Origin of the sequence: Synechococcus sp. CC9902 (genome assembly GCF_000012505.1) — a bacterium.
Lineage (GTDB): Bacteria > Cyanobacteriota > Cyanobacteriia > PCC-6307 > Cyanobiaceae > Parasynechococcus.
Map to the genome: position 1 here is coordinate 1,946,527 of NC_007513.1, position 14,750 is coordinate 1,961,276.

General features: G+C 55.8%; 17 protein-coding genes and 1 tRNA gene. 9 read left to right on the plus strand and 9 right to left on the minus strand.

All coding sequences use genetic code 11. The annotated features are described in order from the left end of the window. Positions 1 to 151: 151 nt before the first annotated feature. From SYNCC9902_RS10315 to aroC, 4 genes are all read left to right on the plus strand, one after another. Positions 152 to 1,117, plus strand: a complete 966-nt coding sequence (locus SYNCC9902_RS10315) for a hypothetical protein (RefSeq protein WP_011360783.1) — start codon at positions 152 to 154, stop codon at positions 1,115 to 1,117. Positions 1,118 to 1,163: 46 nt separating this feature from the next. Then, positions 1,164 to 1,946, plus strand: coding sequence for an aspartyl/asparaginyl beta-hydroxylase domain-containing protein (locus SYNCC9902_RS10320; RefSeq protein ID WP_011360784.1), 783 nt, complete (start codon positions 1,164 to 1,166; stop codon positions 1,944 to 1,946). Next, positions 1,943 to 2,401 carry a cupin domain-containing protein gene (locus tag SYNCC9902_RS10325; protein WP_011360785.1) on the plus strand — a complete coding sequence of 153 codons (459 nt, stop codon included), beginning with the start codon at positions 1,943 to 1,945 and terminating at the stop codon, positions 2,399 to 2,401. The genes SYNCC9902_RS10320 and SYNCC9902_RS10325 overlap by 4 nt, the downstream gene beginning before the upstream one ends. Positions 2,402 to 2,465: 64 nt before the next feature. Then, positions 2,466 to 3,560: a chorismate synthase gene (aroC, locus tag SYNCC9902_RS10330; protein ID WP_011360786.1), complete on the plus strand. Its 1,095-nt coding sequence runs from the start codon at positions 2,466 to 2,468 to the stop codon at positions 3,558 to 3,560. A gap of 3 nt (positions 3,561 to 3,563) precedes the next feature. On the opposite strand, the gene SYNCC9902_RS10335 is transcribed toward aroC, so the two are convergent. The 7 genes from SYNCC9902_RS10335 to SYNCC9902_RS10365 form a co-directional block, all read right to left on the minus strand. After that, positions 3,564 to 4,007 carry a hypothetical protein gene (locus tag SYNCC9902_RS10335; RefSeq protein ID WP_011360787.1) on the minus strand — a complete coding sequence of 148 codons (444 nt, stop codon included), beginning with the start codon at positions 4,005 to 4,007 and terminating at the stop codon, positions 3,564 to 3,566. 62 nt (positions 4,008 to 4,069) lie between these two features. Beyond that, positions 4,070 to 4,771, minus strand: a complete 702-nt coding sequence (locus tag SYNCC9902_RS10340; RefSeq protein ID WP_232179221.1) for a bifunctional 4-hydroxy-2-oxoglutarate aldolase/2-dehydro-3-deoxy-phosphogluconate aldolase — start codon at positions 4,769 to 4,771, stop codon at positions 4,070 to 4,072. Continuing rightward, positions 4,743 to 6,596, minus strand: coding sequence for an ATP-dependent zinc metalloprotease FtsH (gene ftsH / locus SYNCC9902_RS10345; RefSeq protein WP_011360789.1), 1,854 nt, complete (start codon positions 6,594 to 6,596; stop codon positions 4,743 to 4,745). The genes SYNCC9902_RS10340 and ftsH overlap by 29 nt, the downstream gene beginning before the upstream one ends. A 45-nt stretch (positions 6,597 to 6,641) precedes the next feature. Continuing rightward, entirely contained in the window at positions 6,642 to 7,814 is a 1,173-nt protein-coding gene (sat, locus tag SYNCC9902_RS10350) for a sulfate adenylyltransferase (RefSeq protein ID WP_011360790.1), read from the minus strand. 108 nt (positions 7,815 to 7,922) lie between these two features. Next, positions 7,923 to 8,750 (minus strand): photosystem II manganese-stabilizing polypeptide, encoded by an 828-nt coding sequence (locus tag SYNCC9902_RS10355; protein ID WP_011360791.1) that lies wholly within the window; start codon positions 8,748 to 8,750, stop codon positions 7,923 to 7,925. Positions 8,751 to 8,850: 100 nt separating this feature from the next. Then, positions 8,851 to 10,143 carry a bifunctional phosphopantothenoylcysteine decarboxylase/phosphopantothenate--cysteine ligase CoaBC gene (gene coaBC, locus SYNCC9902_RS10360; protein WP_156771206.1) on the minus strand — a complete coding sequence of 431 codons (1,293 nt, stop codon included), beginning with the start codon at positions 10,141 to 10,143 and terminating at the stop codon, positions 8,851 to 8,853. A 4-nt stretch (positions 10,144 to 10,147) separates the two neighbouring features. Then, positions 10,148 to 10,348 (minus strand): DUF2555 domain-containing protein, encoded by a 201-nt coding sequence (locus tag SYNCC9902_RS10365; protein ID WP_049749493.1) that lies wholly within the window; start codon positions 10,346 to 10,348, stop codon positions 10,148 to 10,150. Positions 10,349 to 10,410: 62 nt separating this feature from the next. Between SYNCC9902_RS10365 and SYNCC9902_RS10370 the strand changes: the two genes are divergently transcribed. From SYNCC9902_RS10370 to SYNCC9902_RS10385, 5 genes are all read left to right on the plus strand, one after another. Continuing rightward, a tRNA-Ala gene (locus tag SYNCC9902_RS10370) sits at positions 10,411 to 10,483 on the plus strand. A 5-nt stretch (positions 10,484 to 10,488) separates the two neighbouring features. Further along, positions 10,489 to 10,629, plus strand: a complete 141-nt coding sequence (locus tag SYNCC9902_RS12600; RefSeq protein WP_156771125.1) for a hypothetical protein — start codon at positions 10,489 to 10,491, stop codon at positions 10,627 to 10,629. 45 nt (positions 10,630 to 10,674) lie between these two features. Next, positions 10,675 to 10,875 carry a hypothetical protein gene (locus SYNCC9902_RS10375; protein ID WP_006850779.1) on the plus strand — a complete coding sequence of 67 codons (201 nt, stop codon included), beginning with the start codon at positions 10,675 to 10,677 and terminating at the stop codon, positions 10,873 to 10,875. A 187-nt stretch (positions 10,876 to 11,062) separates the two neighbouring features. Then, the gene (locus tag SYNCC9902_RS10380; RefSeq protein WP_011360794.1) at positions 11,063 to 11,395 is read left to right on the plus strand and encodes a DUF565 domain-containing protein; all 333 of its coding nucleotides are present in this window, start codon (positions 11,063 to 11,065) and stop codon (positions 11,393 to 11,395) included. A 74-nt stretch (positions 11,396 to 11,469) separates the two neighbouring features. Then, positions 11,470 to 13,002 carry an NAD(P)/FAD-dependent oxidoreductase gene (locus SYNCC9902_RS10385; RefSeq protein WP_011360795.1) on the plus strand — a complete coding sequence of 511 codons (1,533 nt, stop codon included), beginning with the start codon at positions 11,470 to 11,472 and terminating at the stop codon, positions 13,000 to 13,002. Here the strand turns inward: SYNCC9902_RS10385 and SYNCC9902_RS10390 are convergent. Together SYNCC9902_RS10390 and SYNCC9902_RS10395 are read right to left on the minus strand one after the other, a co-directional pair. Continuing rightward, positions 12,942 to 13,991 (minus strand): aspartate carbamoyltransferase catalytic subunit, encoded by a 1,050-nt coding sequence (locus tag SYNCC9902_RS10390; protein WP_011360796.1) that lies wholly within the window; start codon positions 13,989 to 13,991, stop codon positions 12,942 to 12,944. The two genes, SYNCC9902_RS10385 and SYNCC9902_RS10390, sit on opposite strands and share 61 nt — an antisense overlap. After that, entirely contained in the window at positions 13,988 to 14,656 is a 669-nt protein-coding gene (locus SYNCC9902_RS10395) for a DNA-3-methyladenine glycosylase (protein WP_011360797.1), read from the minus strand. Before SYNCC9902_RS10395 ends, SYNCC9902_RS10390 begins: the two co-directional genes overlap by 4 nt. Positions 14,657 to 14,750 lie beyond the last annotated feature (94 nt).

Here is a 14,750-nt window from a genome sequence, read left to right on the forward strand (position 1 = left end):
CTTCTGGAACAGCAAAAACGATTCAGATCAACTGAATCGCAAAGCCCCCGCCTCACAGCGGGGGCTTTTTGTTGCTGCCTCTACAGCAACATTGATCTGAGTTTTCGCGAGACACTTCTGAACGAACGCTCAAACCAAAGCCGTCCACCCCATGGATCACGCTCTCAAATGCGCCATGCAGGAACAAGCCAAGGCGGCGGTTCTTGATGGCAAATGGGAGCAACTGCGCTTTCTTGGCAACCGGTTTGAACGCGCCGGTTGTTACGCCGAGGCATGGAATGCTCTCGCTGAAAAAGTTGAAAAAACATCCACTCAGACCCTGCCGATCTGGCCAGGGCCTAAAGAAATCAGTAACGGAGTGCTCGTGCTGCCAAGGTCTCGTGACTTGGGAGATGAACTGCGCATTCTTCGCTATCTGGGCAACCTCCAGGCCCACACCCAACGGGTGACGGCCCTCGTCGATCCACGTTTAGCGCCACTCCTCGAGCGAAGTTTTCCTGGTTTGGTGTGTACGGACCCAGCTCAACCTCCACCACTTCATGGAATCACGCACATGGCGGCACAGGAACGCCTAGCCCTGTGGTTTGGTGCCAACGCAGAGCAAATCAAAGCTGATTTTCGTCCCTTGATTTCGAAGAAAGAACCACAGCAAAAGTGTCGTGGCATTGGCATTAGCTGGTTCTCTCGGTCAAAAAACAAAAGCTTCCCAAGCATCGAAGACTGGTCAGTCCTGCTCAAAAACGTTCGTCAACCCATCCGTTCCCTCCAATACCTGGAGAAGCCTGCTCGGATTCGCCAACTCCAAGAACTCAGCGAACAACGAATTCAGAGCTCGCGACCCATCGATCAGCTCAACGATCTCGATGGTTTTGCTGAGCAAGTCAGTGAGGTTCGTGGGGTGCTGACGATTAGCAACACGACCGCTCATATGGCTGGGGTCTTGGGTGTGCCATGCGTGGTGATCCTCGACAACGGCTCGATTACGAACTGGCCAGACATTGGCGACCAATCACCGCTTTATCCACACACCCGTCTCGTACGGCGGGGGAACGACCCATGGGTGACAACCCTGCAACGGGGATGGGCCGCCCTGAAACCCATGCTGCAGAAACGCTGAGGTGAATCCGATCTGCAAAGCTCCAGGGATCACAGAGGCTCGGTCGATGCTCACCTCGCCAGATGACGCGACAACCCCAAAGCAGCGCCGAAAGCGAAAGCGGTCGACGATCGAACGTGTTATCCGCTGGGGGCCTTGGCACTATCGCTTTTGGCGAGAAATCGCCCGTTGGTGTTACGAACAATCCCTCCACAATCCTGCTGTGGTGGACGAGGCTCTTGGGTTTCCTAACCATGTGGAACTCCTACAGAGCTACGACGCCATTCGTCGAGAAACCTTGGAGATCGCGCTTTCAGGTCGGCTACCGGCCAACCACGAAATCATGGAGCAGCAACGCACCCTGTACGAATTTGATCGCAAAGCTTGGGGAATGCTGCCACTACGGGGCTACGGCTACAACTACCCGGCCAATCAAGACCTCATCCCGACGCTCAAATCTTTTTTAAAACGGCACCCCGATGTGGTGTCTGCTGCAGTAAGCCTGTTCCCACCTGGAAAAATATTGCGGCCACACAAAGGACCGTTCAAAGGAGTGTGGCGTTTTCACCTTCCCCTGTATGTGGAAACGCTTGAGAACGAAACAACATCCTGTGAACTGATGATCGATGGAGTGACGTATTACCTCCAGGAAGGCGAGGGATTCCTCTGGGACGACACGTTTCTCCACTCCGCAGTCAATCGTTCTGAACAACCTCGGGTGGTTCTGTTATTTGATGTCTTCCGGCATGACCAGCCGTTTTGGTTGGTCGGCATGAGTTGGGTCTTCCTCTGGGTCGCCCAAATTTGGCAACACCTTCAAAACATGCGCGAGCGTGCCCTATTGCGATGAACAACCTTGAGGGACTCATCCAACAACACCAGCTCAAACGCCATCCAGAGGGAGGTTGGTATCGAGAACTGCATCGCAGCACAGCGCTCGTCCAACGGCCTGATGCGGCGAAACGCCCTGGTTTAACCGCCATTTTGTTCCTACTACCAAAAGACGAAATCAGTTGCTGGCATCGGGTAGTCGGCGCTGATGAAGCATGGATCCATATCGATGGCGCTGATCTCAACCTGTTCCAATGCAAGCCAGATGGTTCAGGACTGCAGGAGACCAGTCTGAACAGGAACAATCCACTCCATGTAGTGCCTGGTGGATGCTGGCAGGCAGCTCGATGCGACGGCTCTTACGCCTTGGTGAGCTGCTGCGTCGGTCCAGGTTTCGACTTCGCCGACTTTGAAATGTTGCGGCAACAGTTGGAATCGAAACGTCCGGTGTTGCCCCATCCAGAACTGATCTGAGGCCGTCACAAGGTGAGCGGAGCAGTCGACGGCTTCGTAGCCTCTATTTGACCGACTATCAGCCATGGGCAGCAGCTTCGGCGATCTCTTCCGCATCAGCACCTTCGGTGAATCCCACGGCGGAGGCGTTGGTGTGATTGTGGAGGGCTGCCCGCCAAGGCTGGAACTGGATTTAGACGAAATCCAAGCAGAACTCAACCGTCGCAAACCAGGACAAAGTCACATCACCACACCCCGAAAAGAAGCCGATCAGGTGGAGATTCTGAGTGGCCTGCTGGACGGAAAAACCACCCTGGGCACCCCCATTGCCATGTTGGTGCGTAATAAAGATCAGCGACCCGGGGATTACTCGGACATGGCCGTGGCCTTTCGACCCTCCCATGCAGATGCCACCTATCAATCCAAATACGGCATCCAAGCCCGTAGCGGTGGCGGACGAGCATCAGCCCGAGAAACCATTGGCAGAGTGGCGGCTGGCGCCATTGCCAAACAACTTTTGCGTAAAGCAGCTGGAACTGAAATCCTGGCGTGGGTGAAGCAGATTCACACAATCGAAGCCCATGGCATCGACCCATCCACGGTTTCCATGAATGACATTGAAGCCAACATTGTGCGCTGTCCAGAAGCCTCCGTGGCCAACCAGATGATCGAGCGCATTGAGGCGATTGGCCGAGAAGGCGATTCCTGCGGTGGAGTGATCGAGTGCGTTGTCAGGCAGCCTGCCGTGGGACTAGGGATGCCGGTCTTCGACAAATTGGAAGCCGATCTCGCCAAGGCGGTGATGTCGCTACCAGCCACGAAGGGATTTGAGATCGGCTCAGGGTTTAGTGGAACCCTCTTAAAAGGCAGCGAACACAATGACGCCTTCATCCCAGGAGACGATGGCCGCCTCCATACCGCCACGAACAACTCCGGGGGCATCCAAGGCGGGATCAGCAACGGAGAACCGATCGTGATCAGAGTGGGATTCAAACCAACGGCCACCATTCGCAAAGAACAGCAGACCATCGACTCTGATGGCAATGCGACAACCCTGGCCGCAAAAGGGCGTCACGACCCCTGCGTACTGCCTCGGGCCGTACCCATGGTGGAAGCGATGGTGGCCCTGACGCTGGCAGATCATCTGCTCAGACAACAGGGCCAATGCAGCCTGTGGTGAACGTCAGCCAGCCTTCGATGCAACAGCTTTATCGCGCGTTGCAGACGGCGAATCAGCCATTTTTTTCACGGATTTAGACGAGCTACGCGTCCGCGTACGACGTGCTGGTTTCTTAGTAGCAAGCTTCTTGTTCACCGTCTTCCGCGAACGAGAGGCAGTTGACCGGCTGCGATGACTCAGCACTAACGCCCACTCTTCATCGGTGAGGGTAGAGGGCTTGCTGCCATGGGCATACGCCAACTTGGCGGCCTTCTCGATGTCTTTAATCAAGTTGGTCCAGGACGTGGCAAACCTCTTGTCGGATTGCGACTTAGCTCCACTCTCCACAAGCGTTTCAACGACCCCTGCAGCAGTGACCTTTTTGCGGCGTCGGTTGAAGATTTCCTTCTGAAGCTGAGCAATCAGAGCATCAGCCTTATCGCTGAGCTTGATCGTGATCTGAGACATCACACCATGAATCGACTATCTCATCTGTAGCATTCCGGACTCACTGCGACCACCAGGCGCCTTCAGGCTGAAGACGGCGACCGGGTCAGCCAGCCGAGCAGCGCGGGATCGACGCACTGATCGCCGAAACCGTGATCGCCGATGGCTCGACGCCCAAGAGCAACAGCGTCGTGGCCCGCACCGAGCCAATCGGAAAGATCATTGGTCGTCAGGCCACCTGCTGCAACCACAAAGGGCAACGGCCCCAGCGGGGCCTCAAGCCTTTTCCAGTAGGCAACACCAACCGTGACCGCTGGGAATAACTTCACGAGACGACAACCAAATGCTGCGGTCTGATGAACCTCAGTGGGACTCAAGACGCCTGGAATAATCAACTGGCCTAAATCCCGAGCTTCACTTACCAACGAAGGGTCCCAACAGGGGGCCATCGCATAGGAAAGATCAAGCAACTGCAGGTCTTGAAGAGCCTCACTCCCCACAACCGAAGCAACTCCAAGATGAAAGCGGGGACAACACCCTTGGATTTCCCGCACAAAAGATTTCCAACCCGCATGGGAGCTCCAAGCCACCTCGACATGACGCAGGCCTGCATCATGAAGAACTTTCAGCTGATCAAGAAGCCTTTGGGAGCTCAAGGCATCGTCCAACAAAGGACGCACTACCAATAAAAAAGGCTGACACCGCAAGGAGGCAATGATTGCCTCTTGCCGTGTCAGCCACTTGGAATGATTGGAATCAGACGTATTCAGCAACTCGTACGTCACGCTTGATCAAGAGCTCCTGAAGCTCCTCCGCATCAACAGTTTCCTGCTCGATCAACATTCCCGCAAGCTCATCGAGAACAGAGCGGTTATCCACCAAAACCTTGGTGGCACGCTTGTAGGCGACGTCCACAAGTTCGGAGACTTCCTGGTCGATCGTGGCGGCAGTTTCCTCAGAGAAATCTCGTTCAGCAGCGATATCTCGGCCTAGGAACATCCCTCCTTGGGCACGGCCGAGGGCCACTGGTCCGAGAACATCACTCATGCCAAAACGCGTGATCATCTGACGGGCTGTGGAAGCCACCTGTTGAAGGTCGTTCGAAGCACCTGTGGTGACTTCGTCTTCGCCGTAGACAATCTCTTCAGCAACGCGACCACCCAGGGCAACCGCCATTTGATTTTGGAGATAAGCGCGGGAGTACAAACCTGATTCCATCCGTTCTTCACTTGGCGTGAAGAACGTGAGACCGCCGGCATTGCCGCGAGGAATGATCGAAATCTTTTGAACGGGGTCGTAATCAGGCATCAGAGCACCGACGAGGGCATGGCCTGCCTCGTGATAAGCCACCAAGCGTGCACGGCGTTCACTCATGACCCGATCCTTTTTCTCAGGACCGGCCATAACGCGCTCAATTGCATCACTGATCTCGTCGTTGCTGACTTCCGTCAACTCACGGCGAGCCGCCAAAATTGCGGCTTCATTTAAGAGGTTCGCAAGATCAGCACCGGTGTACCCGGGTGTACGACGCGCAACTTTGTCGAGGTCAACGTCCTTCGCCAAGGTTTTTCCACGGGCATGGACCCCCAAGATCTGGAGACGCCCGGAATAGTCAGGGCGATCGACGGTCACCTGACGGTCGAAGCGACCTGGGCGCATGAGTGCTGCGTCGAGTACGTCAGGTCGGTTGGTGGCAGCAACGATGATGATGCCGGTGTTCCCCTCAAAACCATCCATCTCAGTCAGGAGCTGGTTGAGGGTTTGTTCGCGTTCGTCATTACCACCGCCAAGGCCGGCACCACGCTGGCGTCCAACCGCATCGATCTCGTCGATAAAGACGATGCAAGGAGCATTCTTTTTCGCCTGTTCGAACAAGTCGCGCACGCGGCTTGCACCAACGCCAACGAACATTTCGACAAATTCTGAACCGGAAATCGAGAAGAAGGGAACCCCAGCTTCACCAGCGACGGCTTTGGCGAGCAACGTTTTACCAGTACCTGGAGGGCCGACTAACAAAACGCCTTTGGGGATTTTGGCTCCAACGGCGGTAAAGCGATCGGGATTTTTAAGGAAGTCGACGACCTCTGTGAGCTCGAGCTTGGCGCCCTCGATCCCGGCAACATCGCTGAATGTGATTTGCGTTGACGGCTCCATTTGGACCCGTGCCTTGCTTTTCCCAAACTGCATGGCGGGATTGCCACCACCGCCACCCTGGGCACGGCGGAACAAGAAAAACAAGCCACCAAGTAGGAGAAGCGGGAAAACCAGACTTCCCGCCGCCTGCTGCCAACCCGGTGTTTGACGGGAGGGCTGGACAGCAATGTCGACGTTGTGCTGAGTCAGCAGACCAAGCAACTCACGATCGGGGGCAAGGTTGACTTGAGCCCGGCGACCGTCGTTCTCAACCACTTGGGCTGTGCCTTGATCGGGTGCGATCAGCACACGGCTGATCTGGTCATCCTTGACGGCCTCAACAAATTCGCTGTAGCGAATGGTGTTGACCTGGGGCTGATTTCCACCGCCGCCACCGCCAAAGAAGGCTGGTGCAATCACGACAATGGCCAAGACCAATAGGGCACCAAGCCCGATGTTTCGCCAACGCTTGTTCACAGGTTGCCTCTACAAGATGAAGGAATGTTAAACGGGGTTAGCGAATCATGAGGAACGGAGCACCTCAACGACGCTCTTGAAGGCAAACCACTCAGGAATCTCCTCACCACCACGCAGCATCTTGCGGAACTGTGTGCCGCTGAGCTTTTTCACATGGAGTCCACGCGCTTCCGCATGTTCAGCGGTGACGTAGCCCTCCTCCTGCGTGTAAACAAGATTCAGAGAAGGCACCGTCTCCATGGTGAGCTCTGGTGCACACTCCTTCGCAAAGTTCTGAGCGTCATAGGGGCCGTAAAAATCGTCGCCAGTCAGAGAGGACTTACAACCCGCCATATCGCGGCCAATGATGAAATGGGTGCACCCATAATTCCTGCGAATAATCATGTGCTGGAGGGCTTCCCGTGGCCCTGCCATGTGCATGGCATAGGGGAGATAAGCCCACCGAATTCGATCATTGTTCACCTCGGCCGCCAAGCGCTCGTAGGTCTCAAAACGAACCGACCCTGGGATGTCGTCCTGCTGGGTTGGTCCACAGGTGGGGTGCACTAACACCACGGCGTTCTCGCTCACATTTTGGGCATGTAGAGCCCGGGTAAACAGTTCGTAGTGGGCGCGGTGAATGGGGTTACGGCATTGGAAGGCCACCACGTCTTCGCCATGGGGCAAATCAGAACGAACTTCGGCCGGGGTTTTGCAGGGGAAAACGCGGCTTGGCAGCTCCAAACCCTTCAGCGTGCCGCCTAGATAGAAGCATTTGCGTTCCATCGCGATCATGCGCACAGCGGGGTGTTCAAGCGATGTCGTGCCGTAACACCCCTGGGCCTCAACCACCTTGTTGGGTTCCCACTTGTCCTCAACCTCGAGAAGAGCAAGCTCTTGCCCCTTGTAAGTCAGCAAGAGTTTGTCTCCCACCACCACGTCGTCGCGATCGGTGTCCATCACGATTGGCAAACCGAATAAATGGCCTGCTGACGTGCGATGACCGGACACAACAGCGTCGTAGTCCTCCTGGTGCATAAAGCCGCGTAAAGGGGAAAACCCTCCGACCACCAGCAATTCCACGTCACAGGCGTTGCGGTCTGAGCATTCCAACGTTTTGGTAGCTGATGCCTTCAACGCAGGTTGATCCGCGCTCGGCACCATGAGATCCACCAGCGTGCCGCCATAGGGAGCGATCACTCCGGATCTCTTGGCTGAGGCAGAAGCACTGGCGGTCATGGAAACTCACTAAGACCGCGCGATTCTCACAGATGATCGCTGAAACGCACAGCCCCAAAAAAAAAGGGGGCTTTCGCCCCCCCAAGATTGCTTGATCAAACCCAGCGATCAAGCCTCTTCTAAACGGCCATAAAGTTCGCCAACCACTTTGATATCAACCACTTCACGACCACCCATGTCGGAGTCGGAGGGCTGGATCGCAGTGAAGACACCTGCAAACTCACCGGTTTCGGGATCCACCTTGGTGATCGACATGCTCATCGTGCCGATCCCATCGATGTAACGCTTGTTGTTGTCTTTCTCGAGATCTTTCTCATCTCCGCCAAGAGCAATCAGTCCTTGGGCGTACTGAACACCAGTGGTGAGAGCACGTCCCTTGGGATCGATGAAGTTGCTCGTGCGATAGCTCGGGGTGCGATAAGTGCCTTCGAAATCGGTGCTGGTGGTGATTGCGGCACCATCAGCCAGGGCTTTCAAAGACTTGCTAGAGAACGAGAACGGGAATTCTTCACCGCCGGGAACAAGCACCGTGATGGGCTGAAAGTCGATCCCACCTTTTTCCTGAAACTGAAGGCCAGATTCAGTCACCGTCAGATCGCCATACACCTCATCAAGGCTGGAGGTGTAACGGGTGAGAATTTTGCCCTCAACGAATTCAGCCTGCTGGCGAGCATTTTTAGGCTCTTCCTTGGCATAAACCTGAACGGGATGCATGCAGATCCCGCGAAGTTCGTATTTCTGACCAGCGGTTAGAGGGATGGAGCCACGGGCAGCGTCGCCGATCGTGGGGCAATCATTGGCTTTACCAGTGTTGCGAATGTCGTCATAGGTGACGTTGGACTCACCACGGTTTGCATCAGTGCCACCGCTGCAAGCCGTAGTGAAGAAAGTGAGGCATAACGCCAGCACAACGGCCAGCAGGGAACGAATGCGCATGGGAGGAGCCTGACGACTTAACGCTATGAGGAACGGCACTGCCGTCGATTCTTGATCTTACAGGGCTTGAAACTCGAGCCAGAGCCAGCTTTTGCAGGTCTCAACAACTCGTTTGATTACTACCGTCCACCGGGGCTATCGCAGCGATGTGGGACTGATGCATCGCATCGAGAAGCTGGTGAGCCATCGACAATTTGGACATCAATGGCATCTCACGAATCGTGTCACGGTCCAATAGCCACCCACCATTGGCCTGGTCACCAAAGCCTTGGCCAAGGCGATCGATGGGATTCACCATCAATAAGTCGCACCCCTTCGCACTGAGCTTGGCCTTGCCTTGAGCAATCAAGGCTGCGTCCTCGCCTGCCAACGCGGCAAAACCAAGCAGGATCTGTCCTTGGGGTCGACGCTTCGAAAGCGACGCCAACAAGTCTGGGACCTGACTCCAGCCCGAGGCCAGCAATTCGGGCAATCGCTGTTTTGACACCTTGGTTTCTGAGCTCTCCACACGTCGCAGATCAGCCACAGCAGCCACCATCGCAATCGCATCCATGGACGGCTGTCGATCAACAAGCACCCGCGCCATGTCATCAGCTGTGGTGACAGGAATGCACTCAATCCCTTCGCACCATGGCTCAGGCACAGAGAGCGGCCCATGAACCAGTTGAACGATGGCTCCCCGCAAACGCGCAACCTGGGCCAGTAAGACCCCCATATGCCCGGTACTTCGATTGGTAAGAACCCTGGCTTGATCAATGGGCTCATGGGTGGCCCCAGCGGTGACCAACAGATGCTTTCCTTCCCAATCACGTTCAGGAACGACACACTCTTGACCCCGGCTGAACAAGGCTGCCGCCGCCAATTCGATCAAGATTGGATCTGCCATCCGGCCATCCCCTCGGCGATCACAAGCCAACAATCCAGACGATGGAAGAAGGGGAACAACCCCCGGGAAAGCCTGAACCAATTGCCAATTCTGCTGAACAGCGGGGTGACTCCACATCGCCGTATTCATCGCTGCGGCGACCAAAACCGGCACCTCAGTTGCCAAAAGCACGCTGGCCAGTAGCCCGTCACCCGATCCCTGTGACCAACGGCTCAGCGTGCTGGCACTCATCGGAGCGACAACGACTAGTTCCGCCCATTCAGCCAGTTCAATGTGCAGTGGTCGGCTTCTGGAGGGATCCCATTGATCCCCATCGCAATAGCAGGGATGGCGACTCAAGCTTGCGAGGGCGACTGCACTCACTAAGCGTTCAGCACTTGGGGTGACCAAACAGCGCACAACAGCCCCAGCCTTAACCAGAGCACTCACCAATAACGGTGTTTTCACCGCAGCGATACTTCCGCTGGCCGCCACGAGCACATGCCGCCCAGCCAACGGACCAGGCATTGAGTCAGTCCTCATCGAACGGTTCCTGATCCACAAGATGGTGATACGGAAGGGTCAACTCAGGCCGATGAATGGCCAAGGCTCGCAACAGATGCCAATCCTTGAGGCTGTCGAAGGGGGTGGGGTAATCGTCGTCTTCAAGACGCCGTGCCAGCGCCGCCGTCGTGGCGTCATCAAATGCTTCGAGCTGTTCCGGCGTAACCATCAGCTTTCGCAAAGCGCCATGCTCCAGTTTGACGCAATCCCTGACAGCTAGCGTTTGCTGGCGGGGAATTAGCTCAGCTGGTAGAGCGCTGCGATCGCACCGCAGAGGTCAGGGGTTCGAGTCCCCTATTCTCCACTCAAATGAGACGCCATATCCCCCTCCTGCTGGCGCTCGGCTCTGTGGTGTTTCTGAGCACCTTGGCCCGCCCAGCAGCACTGCTGACCTTCACAGCGCTGGCTATGGCTTGGGCTGTTGGTCACCAACAAATCCGACGTCCTTAACCCCCTATGGGGTAAAAGGGGGGTAAGTATCCCCCCCTGTGATCGATGTCGCAGTCGAAACGCGAGCAGGTCGTGAGTCACCTGCGCTACATCCGGCAGGAGCTTCGTGAAATGCATCAAGGCGTGATGGAAGACGGTCTCTTGCCTGAAGCGGGAGAAGTTCGCGGCGTAATGGCACAAATGGAAGCTCTCTTAGAGCTTCTCGAAGGCAAATCATCACGCAAAGCGAAAGCTGAGTCCAAATAGGGCCGAACACATCGCGATGCTCAAGCCCTGTCAGGACCAGGGCTTTTGGGGTGGAATTGTCGTTCAGTCGGGCATGAAACCGGTCAGGTCCAAACGTTTGAGGTAAACAGGGTTCGAAACGTTGGCCAGGTGATGGGGATCCCTGGTTCCTGCCTCATGGGCTTCACCTGAATCGGGAGTGTGACCCTTGCGACGACTCCAATCCACTCGACTTCAAACCCAGTGGGGTGAAGCGATCAATCGTCTTGAGCAGTGGACGCAAAATCCATGGCGGAGATTGTCGCTCCTCGCCATTGCACTTTTCAGCGGCTTTTTGTTGGGTAGTGCTGTGACTTCCGTCGCAGGTGTTCTCTCCCAAATGGATCCCGTGGCATCGCTGATTGTGGTTCTTGGAACCGAATTCACCCTGCGCCGCGTTCGCAGGTCGGGAGCGTCATGGACGCTCCCAGAACAACTGCTAGACCTCAGCCGAATCGGCTTTTTGTATGGCCTCTTTCTTGAGGCCTTCAAGCTGCTTTAACAGCACACCACGCGTAACGCAGACAAATTCATTAGAGCTCCATACCCTTCGGATTGGCTCCTCTGCTGCCATCTATGGCCGGCGATCACTACTTTCTGGAACTTGAACCGCCTGAAGAGCGGCTTCGCCATGCGCCCCATGTGGTGATTGTTGGTGGTGGCTTTGCTGGAATTCAGGCTTGTCGAGCCTTAGCTCAATCAGAGGTGCGCATCACCCTGATCGACAAACGCAATTTCAATTTGTTCCAGCCGTTGCTCTATCAAGTGGCAACGGGATTGGTCGCCAGTGGCGATATCGCAACACCCCTACGCGAGCTCGTGGGGAAGCAACCAAATGTGCAAATCCTGCTCGGCGAAGTCACCGAATTGATCCCCGATGAACACCAAATCGTTTTCAACGGAAAGACCCTGAGCTACGACCATCTCGTACTCGCGACGGGATCTGGCAGCAGCTTTTTCGGAAAAGACCAGTGGCGCACATTTGCGCCACCGATGAAAATCCTTGAGCACGCCGAAGAAATCCGCAGACGCCTGCTCATGGCGATGGAGCAAGCGGAGCAAACTCCTAATCCCGAAGCACGGCAATTTCTTCAAACCGTTGTTGTGATCGGCAGTGGTCCCAGTGGCTGCGAAATGGCCGGCGCAGCTTCTCGAATGCTGCGATGGTCCCTGAAGGATGCCTACCAGCAGCTGGATCCAACCAAAACCCGAATTCTCCTCATTGACCCGGGCGAGACAGTGCTGCGAAGCATGCCTGAGGAGCTCTCCAAAGAAGCCCTACAAGCACTGCAAAAAGCGGGCGTGGAATTCCTGCAGCAAAGTCGTGTGCAAAGCATGCGCCCAGGGGAAGTGGTGGTGAGCACTCCTCATGGAGAGCAATGCATTCGAGCCGCCACTGTGATCTGGACCGCAGGAGTTCGTGCCTCACACCTTGGTCAAGCATTAGAAGCCGCAACAGGTTGCAGCGTGGATCGTGGCGGACGTGTTGTGGTGGAACCTGACTTTTCCATTGCCAGCCATCCTGAAATTCGCATCGCCGGTGATCTCTGCAGCTACAGCCACACCCAAGATGGCCACACCCTTCCAGGCATGGCAGCACCCGCCAAACAGGCAGGCAGCTTTATTGGCAAAGACATTGCCGCAATGGTGACCGGTCGTTCACGCCCGAAGTTTCGATATTTAGATCTTGGGAGCATGGCCATTGTCGATGGGTCGAGCGCAGTTGCCGACTTGCGAGGCCTCAAATTCTCAGGACTGATTGGAGTGCTGCTTTGGGCTGGAGTGCATTTAGGGCTCATCCACGACATGCAGCAACGGGTCTCCCTCGCCACAAAGTGGATTTTTGCTCTGCTAACTCGGCAGCGGGCGTCCATGTTGCTAACGGGCATGCCAAGCCAGCACATGGCTCTCAATGCAGCGGACGCCCACTTTCCAATGCGCGCCGGGGAAGGGCCTTCCATTGCTTCACCAGATGCGGCCTTGCAAGCGGCTATGGAGTACTACTCCAAGGAAATCTCAGGCCTATCGACTACTCAAATGTCGAACACTCAAGAGCTGATCGATACCAATGAGGATTCCGCGGCGGACTCAGCTGCTGCCATCAAATAAAGCAGCGCCATGCGAACAGGAACCCCATTCCTGACTTGCTCTTCCACAAGGCATATGGTTGGGTCATCCAACAACTGACTCGTCATCTCAACGCCCCGGTTTACAGGTCCTGGATGAAGAACGGGAACCTGTCGACCACACAATTGAAGGCGCGCATGGCTCAAGCCATAGTCACGGTGGTAGCGCTCGAGACTGGTCAACAACTGCTGTGTCATGCGCTCCTTCTGGAGTCGCAGTGTCATCACTGCATCTGCACCGGGCAAGGCTTGTTCAAGACGGCGTTCAACGGTGACCTTTCCGCGCTGAGCGACGGGATCGCACGACAGCCCTGGCGGTGGGGCATCAACAAACGCAGCAAACTCCTCTGGCAACAAACTGGTTGGCCCACACAGCACCACATCCGCGCCACAACCAGTCAGTGCCCAAAGATTGGAGCGGGCCACGCGGGAATGCAGGATGTCTCCAACAATCACGATTTTTTTACCGTCCAAAGCTTGTGGGGTTGGCTTCTGGGCATCGAAGTAACGGGCCAGGGTGAGCAGATCCAACAAACCCTGACTTGGATGGCTATGAAGACCATCTCCTCCATTCAGCACCACGGTGCGCTCCCCCAGCTGATCCAAATCAGCGGCAAGTTGCTGAGGAACGGATGTGGAGCGATGACGAACCACCAACACGTCAGCACCCATAGCGACGTAGGTGCGAGCGGTATCCAAAACGCTTTCTCCCTTACTCAGCGAACTACTTGAGGGAGAAAAACTCATGACATCGGCTGAGAGCCGCTTTGCCGCTAATTCGAAACTGCTTCGCGTGCGAGTACTGGGCTCAAAAAACAGCGTGGCCACTAGACGTCCCTGCAGCGCCGGCAACTTGCGTACACCCGTGACGGGAAGGGATCGAAACCGTTGAGCCAGCTCAAGGATCGAGGCAAAATCGTCCCGAGAGAATGAGGCCAGATCAAGGATGTGACGGTGATGCCAACCGCTCATAACGTCCCCTCATCACACGGTGACCAAGCCTGATCAAGGGATGGCTGGCGATTCCCGATGGCACGACGACTAATGCTGCGACTCAGCTGTAAGTACCAACGCCAGGGGAGCTCCTGCCCCTGAGAGATTCCAATTCGCGTTGTGGTCACAAGCACTGGGCTAGCGAGGGATGCCGGTCTTGGTGCCAGCCAAACGTCATGTTCGCCCGTCACCGGACAACTGTCATCTCCCCGATCAAGACCAAAACGCCGAGCCAGCAGCCCTGGACCAGCGGCAACGCGCTCGAGCTCACCTGGCATCGCGATCGCCCGAAGCAAAACGCCGTTGGCCCAATCAGAGCGATCCGTCACCACATTGACGCAGTGATGAATGCCATAGCTCACATACACATAAAACCGCCCCGGCTCACCAAACAGTGTTTCGTTGCTTGGGGTACGGCGGCGGAAGCCATGGCAAGCAGGCTCTTCCTGCGAATACGCCTCCGTCTCCACAATCACACCCCACAACAACGTTCCATCCGTCTGCCGTTTCACCAACCTGCAGCCCACCAATTCAGGTCCCACCACTTCTGCTGCACGGGAGAAGAACGAAAACGGGAGAGCTTGCGTGATGTCGCTCTGGATAACGATGCCAATTTCAATTGATCCGCCTTTAAAACTAGACATCTGTGCAAAGGGGAAGTCAGCACAAACGTTGAGTCAATGTTTTTTGAAGAACACAATGGCGTAGGGCCGACCAGCGATTCAGCCACGACGCCCC